This is a genomic window from Actinoplanes sp. NPDC024001, assembly GCF_040638955.1.
Classification (GTDB): Bacteria; Actinomycetota; Actinomycetes; order Mycobacteriales; family Micromonosporaceae; genus Actinoplanes.
In genome coordinates, this window is record NZ_JBEZZB010000088.1 from 26,247 (window position 1) to 42,416 (window position 16,170).

A 16,170-nucleotide genomic window follows, 5' to 3' on the forward strand; every position below is an offset into this window, starting at 1 on the left:
AGCCAGCCCAGCACCGGGGCCTCAAGCTTCCCGCTCAGGACGGCTGCAGCGCCCCCACCGACCCGGCGTCCAGCGCCGCCCGCACCCGGTCGAGCGCCGCGCGCAGCTGCACCCCGTACTCATCAGCGGGCAGCGCGTCCACATGCCGCACCGCCTGCGCCAGATGCTCCCGGGCTGGCCCGGGCTGCCCGGCGCGCCGGTAGGCGTCGGCCAGATTCAGATGCAGCGACGGCAGGAACCCACGCACCTGCAACGACGCGTGGAACCGCTGCGCCCGCTCGTCGCTGAGATCACTGACCGCCGCCAGCGCCCGCCGATCCCACACCAGCTCGTCGGCCACCGCATCCTGCAGGTCAGCCAGATAGTGGGCGATGCTGCACCGGTGCAACGCGTCCCCGCCGTCACCGACCCGCTCCCACAGGGCGCTCAGCGCCGCCCGCGCCCCCGCCCGGTCACCGGCACGGCCCTGCTCCACCGCCCGGCCGGCCTGCGCCAACACGTCGTCGATCTCACTCATCGCCCCAGCCTGGACCCTCGACGAGGTCGAGGGTCAACCACCGCTCAGGGCTTGGCCTCACCCAGCTCGGCCAGCCGCGCCTCGATCTCCGCCAGCTCGGCCCGCAACCGCTGCGCCTGCTGCTCCGCCTCGGCCCGCTCCGCGGCCAGGATCTGCTGCACGGCCTCCTGCACACCCGGCACGTCGACCAGCTGCACCATCCGCAACGCCTCGGCCGGGCGAATCACATAGGGCCGGGCCAGCGCCTTGGCGCCCTGCTGGGCGGCGACCGTCCACTCACCCTCCCCATAGGCCAGGGTGACCGTCAGCGTCGGACCTGGCTTGCTTTTCGCGGGTCGCGCCGCCTTGCGCGCAGCCGTCACGTCGTTTCCTTCCTTAGCCGCCGGTTTCGCCGGCCCATCCTCGCCGGTGCGCTGCGGGGGAGCGGCAGCGGGCCGCGCCGGCACCGGCTTGTCGATCAAGAACTCCGGCCCCGACAACACCGGATCCGGCTCCGGCGGCGCCGGCGGCGCGACCGGCTTGCGCGCGGCCGCCCCCTTCGGCGCGATCCGCAGATCACTGGGGGAGAACGGCAACTCGTCACGACCGAACTTGACCACCACCCACTCATCGGACTCGGCCGGATCGGTCAGCGCCACCACCTGCCCGATCTGCCCGGCGATCTGCCCCGCCGCCTCGGTGAACTGCACCCGCGGCTTACGCCCCGCCGCCACCTGCTCCCGGATCTGCTCCAGCTCCGCCGCGCTCAACCCCCGAGCATCCACTGCCACCGTCATCCCCACCACGCCTTCGTACGTTTGTATGAGAGCCCATTTCTATCAGCCCCCACCGACAAAACCCGGCACCGGACGCGCCGTGACGCAATATTCGCGGCCCGCCGGATCCCGCAGCGTCGTCCACTGCCCGGGCACCCGGCGCACCACCACCGCACCCAGCTCCACATGCCGGGCCACCTCGACAGCCACGTCCTGACAGGCGAAGTCGACGTGCACACCGGCGCGCTCACCACCCGTACGCTGCAACAGCAACCGCAACGGCAACGCCGGCGGCGACTGCAGCACCTCGAACTGCGGCAGATCCGACGCCCGCCGCTGCCAGCCCGTCACCGCCGCCCAGAAATTCGCCTCCGCCGCATAACCGGCCTGCGGGATGTCCACGCACAACTGATCCACCAGACTCGCCCGCCGCGCCGGCAACTCCCGCTCCCCGTCCCACCGCACCAGGCAGAACGCCACCCCGGCGGGGGAGCGCAGCACCACCAGACCGTCCTCGGCATGGGTGACGACCGCACCCCGCCCGGTCACCTCCCGCGCCGCCGCACCGACGTCATCGACGTGCAGATCCAGATGCGCCCGCGCCGGCCCGTCACCCACCACCTGAAACCGCAGATACGCATCCCCACGCTCGGGCACCAGCGTCGCGAACGCCCCACCCGGACCCCGCCGCGGCGACACCGACGACCCGGTCACCGCCAGCCAGAACGGCTCGGCCACCCGCGACGGCGTGTCCAGGAACCCGGTCACCCACCGGATCACGCCGCCACCCGCCCGGTCCGCAACGCGAACGCCACATCCGCACGCCCGAAACCCTCCGCGAACCGCGCCGCCCGCTCCCACGGGTACGCCACCGACCGCATCGACACCTCCCACCGCCCCGACACGTCATCCACCACCGCATACCGCGCGTGCGGCGACCCCGCCTCCATCCGATGCGCGAACGGCACCTCATCGGCATACGCCGGCCAGCCCACACTGCCCGGATTCACCACCAGGGTCCCGTCCGGCAACCGCACCGACCCGGCCAGATGGGTGTGCCCGCACAACACCAGCCGATAGCCCGACACGTCACCCAGACGCTGCACCACCTCGTCCACACTCGCCCCCCCCCCCGCGCCCCCGCAGCGGTCACCGTGTGCAGCAGATACTGCAGATCGTCCGTCGGCGTACCGTGAAACGCCAGCACCCCCGGCGCCGGCTCCACCAGCATCGGCAGCGACGCCATCCACTCCCGATGCTCCGCAGTGATCACCTCACTGGTGAGCCGGTCCGCCATCCCCATCCGCTCCGGCGCGAACGTCAGCACCTGCCGCTCATGATTGCCGCGCACCGTCACCAACCCCGCCGCGATCAACCGGTCCGCCGTCTGCGCCGGCTGCACATACCCCGACAGCAGATCACCCAGATTCACCGTCAGATCGGCGCCTTCGGCCCCGATCGCCGCCAACACCGCCGCCAACGCCGGCAGATTGCCATGCACATCGGAGATCACCGCGATTCGCATCCGGCCATCCTTGCGTACGCATAAACGCCTCGCCCCGGCCCACCCACCACGACTACCGTGCCCCGCATGCGCCTGGCCGAGATCACCCCCGACAACTACGAAGCGGCCCTGGCCCTCAGCGTCCACCCGGACCAGCAGGACCTCGTCGCCCCCGTCGTCAAATCCCTCGCCGAGGCCTACGTCTACCCCAACTACGCCTGGCCCCGCCTCGTCTACGACGACGACCGGCTCGTCGGCTTCGTCATGGCCTTCCTCGACATCCCCTGGGGCCCCGACAACACCACCAGCGACCTGCGCAGCGGCCTGTGGCGCCTCACCATCGCCGCCACCGAACAGGGCCGCGGCTACGGCACCTACGCCGTCGAAGCCGTCTGCGCCGAGATCCGCGACCGCGGCACCCGCCAGATCTACGTCACCTACGAGCCACGCCCCGGCGGACCCGGCCCGTTCTACACCAAACTCGGCTTCCACCCCACCGGCGAGGTCAGCGACGGCCAAACCGTCGCCGTACGCACCCTGCCCGCCTGACCATCAGATGATCTCCGCGCCCGGCAGCACCAACGGCGCCCACCGCGGCGCCCCCGCCGTGCCGTGCTTCGGATCCACCCCCACGAACCGCCCCCCACCGACCCGCGTCACCGTCTGCCGCGCCTGCCAGTCCACCACCGCCCGCGACCGGATCCGCTCCTCACACAGCCAACTGCGATGCCGGAAACTCACGATCGTCGAATGCCCGTGCACCTGCGAGAACGGCATCGGCTGCCCGGCATGCAACCACGACGAATACACCTGACCGGCCTCCGCCCACACCGGCCCGTCATAGCTGAACAGCAACTCCTCCGGCCGGGTGTTCAACAGGTCCGCCGCCGTACCCGCCGTCACCGGAGCACCCAGCACCTGCCACGCCGGCACCGCCAACCCGGCATGCGTGACCAGCAACTCCTCACCCTCAGCGGTACGCACCGCCACCGCCACCCGCAGCCACTCCTTCAACCACCACCCGCGCAGCAACGACCCGTCCGCCTCCGCCAGCGGCACCGGCCAGAACGGCTCCCCACCCACATAGGGCAACTCGTGATTGCCCACCAACTGGATCCATCGCCGCGGATCCTGCTCCAGCCGCTCCCGCACAAAAGCCAGCACCCCCGGCGAATCCGGCCCCCGATCCACCAGATCCCCGACCTGCACCACCACCGTGCCCGGCTCCGCCGCCAACGGCCCCACCACCCGCGCCAGCTCCCCAGCGCACCCACCCACATCCCCGACGATCACAACCCTCGCCACAACACCCTCCACGGCCGGCCTCCGCGCGTGCGCCCGACGATAGCCAGCGCCGTCGATACGTTCCTCGACATGGCGCTTCTCCCGGACCTGCAAGGACTGATCGATCAGGCCGCCCGCCGCCACGGGGTGCCGGGAGCAGCGGTCGCCGTCGGCACGGGGGACCAGCTGGCAGAAGCAGCCACCGGAGTGATCAACCTGAACACCGGGGTGGCGGCCACCCCCGACAGCCTGTTCCCGATCAGCTCGGTCACCAAGACCTGGACCGCCGCCCTCGTCCTGCAACTCGCCCACCAAGGACGGCTCGACCTCGACGACCCCGTCCGCCTGCGCAGAGAGGGCGCCTGGTGGGCGGCAGGGGAGTAAGCACCGACTCCCAGCCCACCCGCCTCACACCGGCCACAAGCCGGGCACGCCCGGCCGACCAACAAGCCACACGCGGCCCGTCGTGCCGGGCCGAGCAGGACCGCCCGGTCGGCCGGCGCGGGCGCAAGTCCGTGCTGACAGGCATGGCTGACCGGCGCCAGTCGCGATCATCAGACAGCCCTGGTTCGGTCGACTCCAAGCAGACAGGGGGGAGCCATGCGCAGGAGCGCTGGTGGCAGCCGCCTCGGAGACATCCCGCGCGAGCCGGAGCACCCGAAACCGAGGGGAGAGTCCTTCCTGCGGGCCCGACTGGACTGCTGAAAGTACAGTCGGATCCTGAATGAAGGCACAGTCGGATCCGGCGCGAGCGGCAGAAACCGCAAGGGAGCGTCCTTCTCGGGACCGTCCGAGCTGCAAGACAGCCGGCGCCTGCGCGAGCGAACGCGGCCGAAGGGCGAAGGGCCACGTCGGCGGTCGCCTCGTAGATGACGGTGCCTCCGCGCCGGGGGAGAACCCTCCCTCACACGCGATCGAGCTGACCGCCTCCTCGCCGACAACCCCGACTGGCCGCGGTGCGCACCCTCCCGCGCCGCCATGCGCCGAGCGTGCCCCAGTTACCGGGATCGGGCAGCAACCCGGCCGAACTCACGGCGGCCAGGATCGGCGGCATCGCGGCGGTGGAGGACGCCGTGCCCCGATCCGCCGGTGGTGGCGCCGCCCATTCTGTCCGGATCCCGGCCGCATGTAGGTGCGCTCGTAGCGCAGCACGTGCCTTCCTGCCGTCGCTGCATCTGAATCCGGCGCCCGCCCGTTCTGTCCGGATCTCCCGTGCGGTGCGATCGGGGAGGGCGGATCCGACGCGTGCACTGAGTAACTTGCTCGACGCGCCCTCCACCTGTTGGCGAGGCGGGCGTGGAGCCTTCAGAGATGCGAGGGAACGCGGGAGGTCCGCCCCAAGGCGTGTGCTGCGCCGTTTCGGCGCTGCTATCTGCGCTGGCGATCTGAAGCGCGCCAGAAGCGCCATCCGCGATAAATTTCCCGGGTCGATAATGAGCATTATGTCAACTTGGCTCTGAGAGGGGCTCCCCGAGAGGGGTCCGTTGTCCCCCGAATTTGCGCCTGCGCCGTTGTCTCGGCATTTCGCCTGCCCAGCTGCCGACGCACGGACGAAACGACGGCTTCGCAGCCGACTCGCGCTGGAATGGGCGACGCTAGGTCTGGCATCGGCATCGGCATCGGCATCGGAGCAATCTTGGCGGAAGGACGCTGAACCGGCTGTCGAACAGAGGTTCGGGCGGTGATAGTCCGTCGAGGCCCGCGGAAGCCGCCTGGCCGAGCCATGTAGGCGTGCGAATGCCACCGAGCAAAGCAACAAGCGAATGCTGGCTGGCGAGCGCTGGCGAGCGCTGGCCGGTGCCGGCGACGAGCGGCATCGGACGCTGCTGGCGCATCTGTGGGTGAGAGCTGTCCTGAAAATTCCCACGCGAGCGTCCGGCGCGTTGCGGGAGCCGAGGCTTGCGCGCCCTCCCGCGGTGGCCTCTCCACCGGCCCCTGAGCGGCGGAAGCGGCGGCCCCTGCCCCACGAGCGCGGCGTCCCCACGAGCGCGGCGTCCCCACGAGCGTCCTGACGCGCTCCCGTTTGTGATCTTGGGCGGCTGGGCGGCTTCCAGCACGGTGACATGCGACGCGCGGGATTCATCTCTACGGTTTCTAGATCTCGGCTAACCAGCACGAATGCAGATAATTGCTGCATAATATTCCTTATGCAGCATGTTTCGATGGCCGAGCTGATCGACGAGTTCCTGGCGGCCCGGGCGGTGCGCAAACCTTCCGCGCACACGCTCTCGGCGTACCGTCGCGATCTGCACCTGGTGTTGCAGTCAGCGGACCCCGCCCCGCTCACCGTGAGTGACCTCTCCCCTCGCGTGCTGCGGGCCGCGTTCGCGCGGTTCGCAGCCGACCGCGCCCCCGCGTCGGTCTCGCGGGCCTGGTCTTCGTGGAATGCCTTCTTCGCTTTCCTGGTGACCGAGGGTGTGGTGGCGGGCAACCCGATGCCGGCGGTGGACAAGCCCCGGCAGGTGGCCCTCTCCCCCAAGCCGCTACGTGGTGAGGACACACCCGAGCATTTGTTACGCATAGTGAGCATTGCGGATGAGCGGCAGCGGGATCCGTGGCCGGAGCGGGATGTGGTCGTGCTGGCGCTGGCGTTGTGTGCGGGTCTGCGGTTGTCGGAGATGTTGGCGTTGCGGGTGGGTTCGGTGTCGGGGCGGGCCGGTGAGCGGCGGGTGGAGGTGGCCGGTAAGGGTGGGCGGCCGCGCACGGTGCCGATCGAGGGGGGTTTGGACGCGGCGGTGGGGCGTTATCTGGATTCGCGGCGGTTGCGGTTCGGGCGGGTGCCGGCGGCTGCTCCCCTGCTGGTGGATCGGCGGGGTGAGCCGTTGCAGCGGGGTGGGCTGCAGTATCTGGTGCGCTCGTGTTACCGGCGGGCGGGTATCGGGGATCGGGTGCCGCGGGGTGCGCAGTTGCATGCGTTGCGGCACACGTTTGCGACGCGGTTGGCGGAGGACGGGGCGAACGCGTCGGAGATCATGCGGTTGTTGGGGCATGCGTCGTTGGCGACGTCGCAGTCGTATATCGAGGTGACGGCGGAGCAGCAGCGGGCGGCGGTGCAGGCGAACCGGACGAATCGGGTGTTGCGCGAGTTGGGTTAGTGGCGGCGGGCGCGCAGGACGCAGGTCAGCATGGGGAGGGTGAATTCGCCGTCGGCGGTTTCCGGGTGGCCGGCCAGGAAGGCGCGGATGCGGTGCAGGGTGGTGTCGCGCTCCCCCGGTGGCATGACCAGGAGTCCGGCGCGGGTGGCGAGGGTGGCGACGAGGGAGTCGGCGGTGCGGCGCTGGCTGTGCGGGAAGGCGGCGTGCTCGGCGGGGCCGATGGTGTCGAGCAGGTGGGCGGTGGCGGTGCGCCAGGCGGCGGGGGTGTCGCGGGGGCCGATGACGGCGGGTCCGCTGATCTCGGTGAGGGCGGCGACCCAGTCGACGCTGTCGTCGAGGGTGTTCCAGAGGCCGGCGAGGACGCCGCCGGGGGCAAGGACGCGGGTGATCTCGGGTCCGGCGGTGGTCATGTCGAACCAGTGCAGGGCGTTGCCGGCGAGGACGGCGTCGACGCTGGCGTCGGGCAGGGGGATGGTTTCGGCGCTGCCGGGGTGGGCGGGGATGCCGGGGTGGGTGCGGCGCAGTTCGGTGAGCATGGCCGGGTCGGGTTCGACGGCGGTGACGTCGGCGCCGGCGGCGAGCAGGGTGGCGGTGAGTTTGCCGGTGCCGGCGCCGAGGTCGAGCACGCGCGGGCCGGGTGCGGGCTCGAGCGCCCAGCGCGCTGCGGCCTGGGCATAGTCGGGGCGGTGCCGGGCGTACGCGGTGGCGGCTGTGCCGAACGACGAGGCGTGTTGGTGATCCACCCGGCTGACGTTAGTGGCGTGGGGCAAATGTGGGTTCGAGGCCGAGCCGGGACAGGGTCCACCAGAAGGTGGTGTGGGCGGCGGTGACGGTGAGGGTGCAGCCGCCGGCCGCGGCGGCGGTGTGCAGGTGGTAGAGGGTGCGGACGCCGGCGACGTCGATGAAGTGCAGGCGGCTCAGGTCGAGGGTGAGGCGGGCGGGCCGGTGCTGGTTGATGGTGTCGGCGATCCAGGTGTAGAGGCCATCCGCGGTGGAGGCGTCGAGTTCGCCGGTGATGGTGACGCCGATGACGGGTGGCTGGTGGGTGGTGATGGCCATCCGGAGCGGTGTGGTGTCGACCGTCATCTGGTCATGGTGACGGGTGAGCGGCGGCGGCGAATCGGTCACGTGACCGAGGGGCGGCGGGCGGCGACCCAGGCGGCGATCTGGGTGCGGGCGCTGAAGTCGAGTTTGGTGAGGATGTGTTCGAGGTGGGTGTTGGCGGTTCGTCTGCTGATCAGGAGGCGGTCGGCGATCTGCTGGTTGGTGAGGCCGTCGGCGACGAGGGCGGCGACTTCGCGTTCGCGGGTGGTCAGGGGTGCCCAGTCGTGGTCGCCGGCCGGGTGGTGCGGGGCGGGTTCGTCCAGGGCGTAGGCGATGCCGGTGGTGAGGTCGTCGGTGAGCCCGGCGGTGAGTGCGGTGTCGAAGCGGCGGGGGCCGAGGGTGTCGCGGGCTTGTTGTTCGGTCCAGACGCGGGTGGCGCTGAGGTCGGGTGAGCCGAGTTGGGGCAGGCCGACGGTTTCCCAGAGGCGGTGGGCGACGCCGATGAGGCGGGCGGCGCGGGTGGCGTCGCCGAGGGTGGCGGCGGCGGTGGCGAGGACGTCGACGGCCATGGCGCAGCCGCCGTGGTCGCCGAGTTGGCGTTTGAAGCGCAGGGCGTCGCGGGCGTGCTGGACGGCGGTGGCCGGGTCGCCGCGGCCGAGGTCGGCGATGGCGCGGGCCCAGTGGGCGTAGCTGCGGGCCCAGTGTTCGTGGTGCTGGTGGCACAGGGCGCGGTAGTGGTCGGTGACGGTGACGGCCCGGTCGTGCTCGCCGAGGAAGGCCAGGGCGATGGATTGGGCGGCGTAGGCGACGAGCAGTCCGGTGCCGGGGTCGCCGCCGTTGCGGTGCAGGGCGGCGGATTCCTCGGCGAGGGCCAGGGCGCGGTGCGGGTCGCCGCTGAAGGCGGCGATGGCGCTGCTGATGTAGGTGATCCAGCCGGTGGCGGTGGTGTCGGCGTGCGGGCGGGCCTGGGCGAGGCGGTGCTCGGCGGCGGCCATGTCGCCCTGCAGGGCGCAGATCCAGGCGCAGATCCAGAGGGCGCGGGTGCGGGTCGGGGTGGGGGTGTCGTCGAGGGTGAGGGCGTGGTCGAGGTAGTGGCGTCCTTCGCGGGGGTGTCCGCAGGCCATCCAGAAGTAGAGCAGGGCGGCGGCGAGTTCGAGGCCGGCCTGCTGTTGGCCGGGTTCGGTGAGGCTGAAGTCGAGGGCGGCGCGCAGGTTGGGGTGTTCGCGGGTGAGCCGGGTGCACCAGCGGGCCTGGTCGGGGCCGCACCAGGTGGCGTCGAAGTGGCGGGCCAGGGTGAGGTAGTGGTCGCGGTGGCGGCAGCGCAGGGTGGTTTCGGCGCCGGCGGCGCGCAGCTGGTCGAGGCCGTAGTCGCGCAGGGTGTCGAGCAGCCGGTAGCGGTCGGCGTCGCGGTGCAGGACGGATTTGTCGACCAGGCCGGTGATGACGTCGATGAGGTCGTCGGCGGGTAGCTGGTCGTCGGTGCAGACGTGGCGGGCGGCGTCGAGGTCGAAGGTGCCGGCGAAGACGCTGGCGCGGGCCCACAGGAGTTGTTCGGCGGGGGTGCACAGGTCGTGGCTGCCGTCGATGGCGGCGCGCAGGGCGTCGTGGCGGCGGGCCCGGTCGGCGATCTGGTGCAGGGGCAGGGCGCGGGTGCGTACGGCGGCCAGTTCGATGCCGAGGGGGATGCCGTCGAGGCGTTCGCAGAGTTGGGCGACGGTGGGGTGGTCGGTGGGGGTGAGGGTGGTGCCGGCGGCGGCAGCGCGTTCGGTGAACAGGGTGACGGCGGCGTCGGCGGGTAGTGGGAGCAGGGCGAGCAGGTGTTCGCCGTCGGTGCCCAGGGGTTGCCGGCTGGTGGCGAGCACGCGCAGGCCGGGGGCGGTGCGCAGCAGGGTGCGGACCAGGGTGGCGCAGGCGGCGGCGAGGTGTTCGCAGGTGTCCAGCACGAGCAACAGGCGGCGCCCGGCGAGGTAGTCGGCGAGGCTGTCGGCCGGTGGCCGGGTGGTCTGGTCCTGGACGCCGAGGGTTTGCGCGACGGTTTCGGTGAGCAGGCCGGGGCCGGAGAGGGTGGCGAGGTCGACGAGCCAGGCGCCGTCGGGGAAGGCGCGGCGCATCTCGGCGGCGGCGCGCAGGGCGGTGCGGGTTTTGCCGACGCCGCCGATGCCGGTGACGGTGACCAGGCGGGCGGCGCTCAGCAGGCGTTTGAGTTCCGCCCGCTCGGTGCCGCGGTCGACGAAACTCGAGAGCTCTGCCGGCAGGTTGCCTCGACTCATCGCGCGTTCGAGCCTAGCGGGGCGGGCCGCGGGCCGGCAGTGCCGGCCCGCGGGTTTACCCGGTCAGGCGAGGTTGAGCTGGACCTCGACGTTGCCGCGGGTGGCGTTGGAGTAGGGGCAGATCTGGTGGGCGGCGTCGAGGACGGCCTTGGCGGTGGCCTCGTCGAGGCCGGGCAGTTCGGCTTCGATGGTGACCGAGAGGCCGAAGCCGCCGCTGGGCAGGGCGCCGATGCCGACGTCGACGGTGATGGCGGTGTCGACGAGGGTGATCTTCTGGGTGCTGGCGACGCGCTTGAGGGCGCTGTGGAAGCAGGCGGCGTAGCCGGCGGCGAACAGCTGCTCGGGGTTGGTGAGGGCGCCGCCGGGGCCGCCCATCTCCTTGGGGATGGCGAGGTCGAAGTCGAGCACGCCGTCGCTGGAGCGGACGTGGCCGTTGCGGCCGTCGCCGGTGGCGGTGGCGGACGCGGTGTAGAGGGCGGTCATGCGGTTCCTTTCACAGAACGTCGGGCACGGTGGAGCAGCTGGTGCAGTTGGGTGAGCTCGTCGAGGGTGAGCCCGGTGGCGCAGACGAGGTGCTGGGTGAGGTCACCGATCTGCTCGCGCAGGGCGGTGCCGCTGTCGGTGAGGTGGATCCAGACGACGCGTTCGTCGTGGGCGCCGCGTTCGCGGCGCAGCAGGCCCTGGGTTTCGAGGCGTTTGAGCAGGGGTGAGAGGGTGCCGCTGTCGAGGCGCAGGGTGTGGCCGAGGTCGCGCACGGTGGTGGGGCCGTCGTGCCAGAGCACCCGCAGCACGAGGTATTGCGGGTAGGTGAGGTGGTGCGGGTCGAGCAGGGGCCGGTAGAGGGCGGTCATGCCGCGGCTGGCCGCGTAGAGCTGGAAGCAGATCATGTCGTCCAGGGCGGTGCTCTCGCGCATGACCGAAACAGTAGTGCCCAATTCAGTTGTGCACAACTGGTCTGTGCGGTGATCCAGCGCGGTGTGTGACCATGCCGACATGCCGTCCATCCGCTTCGTGAAGCTCTCCCCCGCCACCCTGGAGGCGCTCATCGCCGGTGACCTCGCCAAGGCCGGCGCCACCGCCGGGCACCCGCTGAGCCAGTACCTGCTCGACGAGCAGTGGCTGTGGCAGATCCGCCTGGACGACATCCGCCGCGACCCGGCCGCCGCCGACTGGATCGCGGCCGCCGCGGTCGCCGAACCCGACGGGATCGTCGTGGGCCACGGCGGCTTTCACGGCCCGCCCGACGCCGACGGGGTGGTCGAGGTCGCCTACTCGGTCGACCCGGCCCACCGCCGCCGCGGCTACGCCAAGGCGATGCTCGCCGCCCTGCTGCACCGCGCCGACACCGACCCGCGGGTCACCGCGGTGCGCGCCAGCATCCGCCCGGACAACCACGGGTCGAAGGCGACCATCGCCGGGTTCGGGTTCAAGAAGATCGGCGAGCAGTGGGACCCGGAGGACGGCCTGGAAGACGTCTACCTGCGGTCGAAACCGACGACCAGCGGACGGTGATCGGAGACCGGGGCGTGCGGGGTGCGCACCTGCACGACCCGGCCCAGCGCGGCGGCCCCGCGCGGATCGGCCAGCACATGATCCAGCTGAGTCTTCGGCGACGGGCTCGGGAACGTCGCCGCCCGGGCCAGGGGCTTCCAGCCGGTGAAGGCCCGCACCGGCCCGGCCGGCATGTTCAGATCACCCAGCAGCACGCGCGGCGCCGGCAGGGCGCGCAGCGCGCGCACCGCATGCCGCAGCTGACGTACGTTCCAGCCCGGCACGAACGACAGGTGGGTGGTGGCGACCGTCACCGGCCCCGACGGCGTGTCCAGCACCGCCGCCAGCAGCACCCGCGGCTCGTCACGCAGCAGCATCAGGCCGCCGTCGGGCACATAGACCGGTGAGCGCACCGGGGCGGCCGGCAGCGCGGTGATCTGCCAGCGCTGCACCGGATAGCGGCTGACCAGGGCGATCCCGTACTGCGGGTGGGCGATGTCGGCGCCGGAGTGCCACGGCTCCCAGGCGTGGCCGGGGGTGCCGACCACCGCCGCGGCGAACCGGTGATGCTCGGCCCCCAGCGCCTCGGCGGCCAGGGCGGTCAGGTCCAGCAGACCGCTGCGCGGCTGCGCCCGGTCCACCTCCTGCAGTCCCAGCACGTCGGCGTCGAGGTCGGCGATCGCGGCGGCGATCCGGTCGGCGTGTACGGTGCCGTCGGACAACGATCTGCCGTGCAACAGGTTGAAGGTGGCCAGGCGCACACGGCCGACCTTAGCCAACGGGGAGTGGGCATGCTTTTCAAGGCGCTGTGTTGCGTCCTGACACTCGTGATCATCGGCGCGTTGATCGGTGCCTGGCTGCAGAAGGCACGGGGCCGCCGGTGATCGCCACGCTGCTGATCGCGGCGGCCGCGGCCGGCTGGGTGGACGCGGTGGTCGGCGGCGGCGGACTGCTGCTGCTGCCCGCGCTGCTGCTGGCCGCGCCACAGATGCCCCTGGCCACCGCGCTGGGCACCAACAAACTCGCGGCCATCTGCGGCACCAGCACGGCAGCCGTGACGTACGCACGCCGTACCAAAATCGACTGGGGCGTGGCCGGGCCCTCGGCCGCGCTGGCGCTGGTGTGCTCGGGCTGCGGAGCAGCGCTGGCCGGGGCGATCCCGGCCGGCGCCTACCGGCCGGTGATCATCGGCGTGCTGGTGGCCGTGGCGGTGTTCGTCACCGTGCGCCCGCAGATGGGCCTGCGCGAGCACATGGAGAAACGCACCCCGTGGCGGCGCGGCATCGCGGTGGCCGTGGCCGGCGGGCTGATCGCCGCCTACGACGGGCTGATCGGCCCCGGCACCGGCACCTTCCTGGTGCTGGCCTTCACCACGCTCGTCGGCGCCGACTTCGTGCACGGCTCGGCGATGGCGAAGATCGTCAACACCGCCACCAACCTGGGCGCGCTGATCGTGTTCGCCGCCACCGGCAACGTGGCCTGGCTGCTCGGCGCCGGCATGGCCGTCGCCAACATCGCCGGCTCGGTGCTCGGCGCCCGGATGGCACTGCGCCGCGGCGCCGGATTCGTCCGCATCGTGCTGCTGGTCGTGGTGCTCGCCCTGATCGTGCGCCTCGGGTACCTGCACTGGCAGGAATCGTGACCGGCCACAATGACGCCATGAGCGACGACCTGGACAAGCTGATCGCCACCATCGAGGAGCAGGAACGCCGGCTGGTGTTCCCGCGCTTCGACGAGACCGACGCGTGGGCGCTGGGCTGCCTGCTCGTCGACCTCGCCACCGACCGGGCGCTGCCGGTCGCCGTCGACATCCGCCGCGGCGAACAGCAGCTGTTCCACGCCGCGCTGCCCGGCGCCAGCGCCGACAACGACGCCTGGATCGCCCGCAAGGTGCGCGTGGTCTACCGCTACGCCGCCTCCTCCTACCTGGTCGGGCGGCGCCTGGCGGCCAAGGGCCAGAGCCTCGGCCCGGAGATGGGCGTCGACCCCGCCCAGTTCGCCGCACACGGCGGCGCGTTCCCGGTCCGCGTGCCGGGCGCCGGCGTGATCGGCGTGGTCACCGTCTCCGGACTCCCCCAGGCCGACGACCACGCCCTGGTCGTCGAGGCGATCGACAGCTTCCTCGCCGCCGACTGAGCCGCCGGCTGAGCCGCGCGGCGGCCGGCCACGACGCTTACGCCGGGTGCTGCTCGTCGAGCAGTTCGCGCTTGCTCGGCGGTGAGCTCCAGGCCGGCCGCCGCGACGTTCTCGGCCAGATGCCGCAGCGACGCGGTGCCGGGGATCGGCAACATCACCGGGGAACGGGCCAGCAGCCAGGCCAGGGCGACCTGCGCGGCGGTGGCGCCGGTCTCGGCGGCCACCCGGGCGACCGGGCCGTCCGCGGTGACGGCGGGCAGCACCGGGCGCCACGGCAGGAACGCGATCCCGGCGGCGGCGCACGCGTCGAGCACCGGCTCGTAGTCGCGGAACGCCAGGTTGTAGCGGTTCTGCACACTGGCGATCTCGACGATCGTGCGCGCCTCGGCGAGCTGCTCCACACTCACCTCGGACAGGCCGATGTGGGCGATCTTCCCGGCGTCGCGCAGCTCCCGCAGCGTGCCGACCTGGTCGGCGAGCGGCACCTGCGGATCCACCCGGTGCAGCTGCAGCAGCTCGATCCGGTCGAGGCGCAGCCGGCGCAGGCCCTCGTCGACCTGCTCGCGCAGAAAGTCGGGACGCCCGCACAGCTCGCCCGGAGGGGCCACCCCGACCTTCGTGGCGACCAGCAACTGCGGCGGGTACGGGTACAGCGCCTCGGCGATCAGCTCCTCGTTCGCGCCCCACCCGTACAGATGGGCGGTGTCGATGAGAGTGATCCCCAGCTCGACCGCCCGGCGCGCCACCGCGATCGCGTCGTGCCGGGCCGCGGCCGGCGTGCCGGGCAGATGCATCGCCCCGAAACCGAGCCGGGTGACCGGGCGCACACCCCCGATCAGGAACTCGCTCACTCCGGCTGCCGCTGCCGTTGCCGCAGATAGGCGAGCACCGCCTCGCGGGTGGTGCGCACCCCGAACATGGCCCGCGCCTCCGCGATGCGCCGGTTCGCCGTGCGCAACGACAGGAACTCGGCGGCCGCCGCCGCGGCGATCGTGTCGCCGGCGGCCAGCCGGTCCAGCAGGGCCCGCTGCTCCGGGATCAGGTTCGCGATCACGTCCGAACCGTCGATGCCGCGGTGCACCGGACCCACCCGGCCCAGATCGTCGACCAGCGCCCGCCCGGCCGGCGACTCGCTGTCACAGATCGCCACCACCCCGGCCCCGCGGGCCGCGGCCAGCACCGCCAGCTGCACCGTCTCGGTGTCGTCGTCCGCGATCCGCCCGTGCAGCACCAGCCGGGCCGCGCCGACGTCCCACGACGGATCGGGCAGGGCGAACCCGGACCGCGCCGTCCATCCCTCCCGCGCCAGCCGGCGCAGAACCGTCTCCGCCTCGGCCGAGGTGGCGACCACGTGGCGTGGAGCGTCGGGCTGTCTGTTCACCGGCGACCTTCCTCGCTGCTGTCGAACGGATCGGGGGCGAAGGCCAAGGCTGCCGCCTCGGTACGGGTACGGGCACCGAGCTTGCGCATGCTCGACCGGATGTGCGTATCCACGGTCTCCGCGGAAATGCCCAACTGCCCGGCGATCCGGCGCGTCGGCTCCCCGGCCGCGACCAGCCGCAGCACATCGGTCTCGCGCTGGGTCAGCCGCCCACCGGAACGACGGCTGCGAGTATCGCGCTGAATCTGGTGCCGCCGCAGCCCCCGCCGGGCCCGCCCGGCCAGCACCGCCAGCCCGGCCCGGTCAGCCAGCTGCTCGGCCTGCAACAACGCGGCCACCGCCCGGTCCCGGTCCGGCTCGGACAACCCGGCCGCGATCAGACAGCGCACCTGCTCACGCACCGCGACCGGCCGCCAGCTGTCGGCCGCCGCCGCGAAGCCCGACCCCACGGCGAACGCGGTCAACGTGCGCCGGGCCGCACCCGGCAGCCCCACCGGGATCGCCGCCGAACCGGCCACCCCCAGGTCGTGCGCCGCCCACCACGCGGTGATCGCATGCAGGCCGGAGATCAGGCCGGAACCGGTCGAGCGGTCCGGGACGCGGACCGCCCGGTCCGGCTGGCCGTCCAGCCAGGCCGCCTCCCGCGCCACCCACGCCGGCACCGGATGCGCCGGCGCACCGGCGAGCCGGGCC

20 protein-coding genes and 1 pseudogene are annotated in these 16,170 nt (G+C 72.3%); 6 read left to right on the forward strand and 15 right to left on the reverse strand.

Features of this window, described 5'->3' with window-relative positions; translation table 11 throughout:
- Window positions 1-34: 34 nt before the first annotated feature.
- The 5 genes from AB0F81_RS30020 to AB0F81_RS30040 are packed head-to-tail and all read right to left on the reverse strand — an operon-like array spanning window position 35 to window position 2,797.
- A complete protein-coding gene (locus AB0F81_RS30020) occupies window positions 35-517 on the reverse strand; it encodes a hypothetical protein (protein WP_360202619.1) in 483 nt (160 codons plus the stop codon).
- Window positions 518-561: 44 nt separating this feature from the next.
- Window positions 562-1,281 (reverse strand): hypothetical protein, encoded by a 720-nt coding sequence (locus AB0F81_RS30025; protein WP_360202650.1) that lies wholly within the window; start codon window positions 1,279-1,281, stop codon window positions 562-564.
- A gap of 54 nt (window positions 1,282-1,335) precedes the next feature.
- On the reverse strand, window positions 1,336-2,052 hold the full coding sequence (locus AB0F81_RS30030; RefSeq protein WP_360202621.1) for a VOC family protein: 717 nt from the start codon (window positions 2,050-2,052) through the stop codon (window positions 1,336-1,338).
- Complete coding sequence (locus AB0F81_RS30035) at window positions 2,049-2,390, reverse strand: metallophosphoesterase family protein (RefSeq protein ID WP_360202622.1); 342 nt, start codon at window positions 2,388-2,390, stop codon at window positions 2,049-2,051. The genes AB0F81_RS30030 and AB0F81_RS30035 overlap by 4 nt, the downstream gene beginning before the upstream one ends.
- Window positions 2,279-2,797, reverse strand: coding sequence for a metallophosphoesterase (locus AB0F81_RS30040; protein ID WP_360202624.1), 519 nt, complete (start codon window positions 2,795-2,797; stop codon window positions 2,279-2,281). Before AB0F81_RS30040 ends, AB0F81_RS30035 begins: the two co-directional genes overlap by 112 nt.
- A gap of 66 nt (window positions 2,798-2,863) precedes the next feature.
- Between AB0F81_RS30040 and AB0F81_RS30045 the strand changes: the two genes are divergently transcribed.
- Complete coding sequence (locus AB0F81_RS30045) at window positions 2,864-3,325, forward strand: GNAT family N-acetyltransferase (protein WP_360202625.1); 462 nt, start codon at window positions 2,864-2,866, stop codon at window positions 3,323-3,325.
- Window positions 3,326-3,328: 3 nt separating this feature from the next.
- Here the strand turns inward: AB0F81_RS30045 and AB0F81_RS30050 are convergent, their stop codons facing one another.
- Complete coding sequence (locus AB0F81_RS30050; protein WP_360202627.1) at window positions 3,329-4,174, reverse strand: metallophosphoesterase; 846 nt, start codon at window positions 4,172-4,174, stop codon at window positions 3,329-3,331.
- Here AB0F81_RS30050 and AB0F81_RS30055 point away from each other — a divergent pair.
- On the forward strand, window positions 4,151-4,444 hold the full coding sequence (locus tag AB0F81_RS30055; RefSeq protein WP_360202628.1) for a serine hydrolase domain-containing protein: 294 nt from the start codon (window positions 4,151-4,153) through the stop codon (window positions 4,442-4,444). The two genes, AB0F81_RS30050 and AB0F81_RS30055, sit on opposite strands and share 24 nt — an antisense overlap.
- A 1,763-nt stretch (window positions 4,445-6,207) precedes the next feature.
- The gene (locus AB0F81_RS30060) at window positions 6,208-7,155 is read left to right on the forward strand and encodes a tyrosine-type recombinase/integrase (RefSeq protein WP_360202652.1); all 948 of its coding nucleotides are present in this window, start codon (window positions 6,208-6,210) and stop codon (window positions 7,153-7,155) included.
- On the opposite strand, the gene AB0F81_RS30065 is transcribed toward AB0F81_RS30060, so the two are convergent.
- From AB0F81_RS30065 to AB0F81_RS30085, 5 genes are all read right to left on the reverse strand, one after another.
- Entirely contained in the window at window positions 7,152-7,898 is a 747-nt protein-coding gene (locus AB0F81_RS30065; protein WP_360202630.1) for a methyltransferase domain-containing protein, read from the reverse strand. The genes AB0F81_RS30060 and AB0F81_RS30065 overlap by 4 nt on opposite strands.
- A 10-nt stretch (window positions 7,899-7,908) precedes the next feature.
- The gene (locus tag AB0F81_RS30070) at window positions 7,909-8,241 is read right to left on the reverse strand and encodes an STAS domain-containing protein (protein ID WP_360202632.1); all 333 of its coding nucleotides are present in this window, start codon (window positions 8,239-8,241) and stop codon (window positions 7,909-7,911) included.
- 38 nt (window positions 8,242-8,279) lie between these two features.
- Window positions 8,280-10,469 (reverse strand): LuxR C-terminal-related transcriptional regulator, encoded by a 2,190-nt coding sequence (locus AB0F81_RS30075; protein ID WP_360202634.1) that lies wholly within the window; start codon window positions 10,467-10,469, stop codon window positions 8,280-8,282.
- Window positions 10,470-10,532: 63 nt separating this feature from the next.
- Window positions 10,533-10,952 (reverse strand): organic hydroperoxide resistance protein, encoded by a 420-nt coding sequence (locus AB0F81_RS30080; RefSeq protein WP_360202636.1) that lies wholly within the window; start codon window positions 10,950-10,952, stop codon window positions 10,533-10,535.
- Entirely contained in the window at window positions 10,949-11,383 is a 435-nt protein-coding gene (locus tag AB0F81_RS30085; protein WP_360202638.1) for a MarR family transcriptional regulator, read from the reverse strand. Before AB0F81_RS30085 ends, AB0F81_RS30080 begins: the two co-directional genes overlap by 4 nt.
- A gap of 79 nt (window positions 11,384-11,462) precedes the next feature.
- Between AB0F81_RS30085 and AB0F81_RS30090 the strand changes: the two genes are divergently transcribed.
- Entirely contained in the window at window positions 11,463-11,981 is a 519-nt protein-coding gene (locus AB0F81_RS30090; protein WP_360202640.1) for a GNAT family N-acetyltransferase, read from the forward strand.
- Here the strand turns inward: AB0F81_RS30090 and AB0F81_RS30095 are convergent.
- Window positions 11,945-12,721 (reverse strand): endonuclease/exonuclease/phosphatase family protein, encoded by a 777-nt coding sequence (locus AB0F81_RS30095; RefSeq protein WP_360202642.1) that lies wholly within the window; start codon window positions 12,719-12,721, stop codon window positions 11,945-11,947. The two genes, AB0F81_RS30090 and AB0F81_RS30095, sit on opposite strands and share 37 nt — an antisense overlap.
- Window positions 12,722-12,840: 119 nt before the next feature.
- Between AB0F81_RS30095 and AB0F81_RS30100 the strand changes: the two genes are divergently transcribed.
- The gene (locus AB0F81_RS30100; RefSeq protein ID WP_360202643.1) at window positions 12,841-13,602 is read left to right on the forward strand and encodes a TSUP family transporter; all 762 of its coding nucleotides are present in this window, start codon (window positions 12,841-12,843) and stop codon (window positions 13,600-13,602) included.
- Between the two features lie 17 nt (window positions 13,603-13,619).
- The gene (locus AB0F81_RS30105; protein WP_360202644.1) at window positions 13,620-14,096 is read left to right on the forward strand and encodes a heme-degrading domain-containing protein; all 477 of its coding nucleotides are present in this window, start codon (window positions 13,620-13,622) and stop codon (window positions 14,094-14,096) included.
- Window positions 14,097-14,167: 71 nt separating this feature from the next.
- Here AB0F81_RS30105 and AB0F81_RS30110 read toward each other — a convergent pair.
- From AB0F81_RS30110 to AB0F81_RS30120, 3 genes and pseudogenes are all read right to left on the reverse strand, one after another.
- Window positions 14,168-14,947, reverse strand: a pseudogene (locus AB0F81_RS30110) (aldo/keto reductase); the annotation flags it as partial.
- Complete coding sequence (locus AB0F81_RS30115) at window positions 14,944-15,477, reverse strand: LuxR family transcriptional regulator (protein WP_360202646.1); 534 nt, start codon at window positions 15,475-15,477, stop codon at window positions 14,944-14,946. The gene AB0F81_RS30115 and the pseudogene AB0F81_RS30110, both read right to left, overlap by 4 nt.
- A partial coding sequence (locus AB0F81_RS30120; RefSeq protein WP_360202648.1) for a helix-turn-helix transcriptional regulator occupies window positions 15,474-16,170 on the reverse strand: 697 nt, incomplete at its 5' end. The genes AB0F81_RS30115 and AB0F81_RS30120, both read right to left, overlap by 4 nt.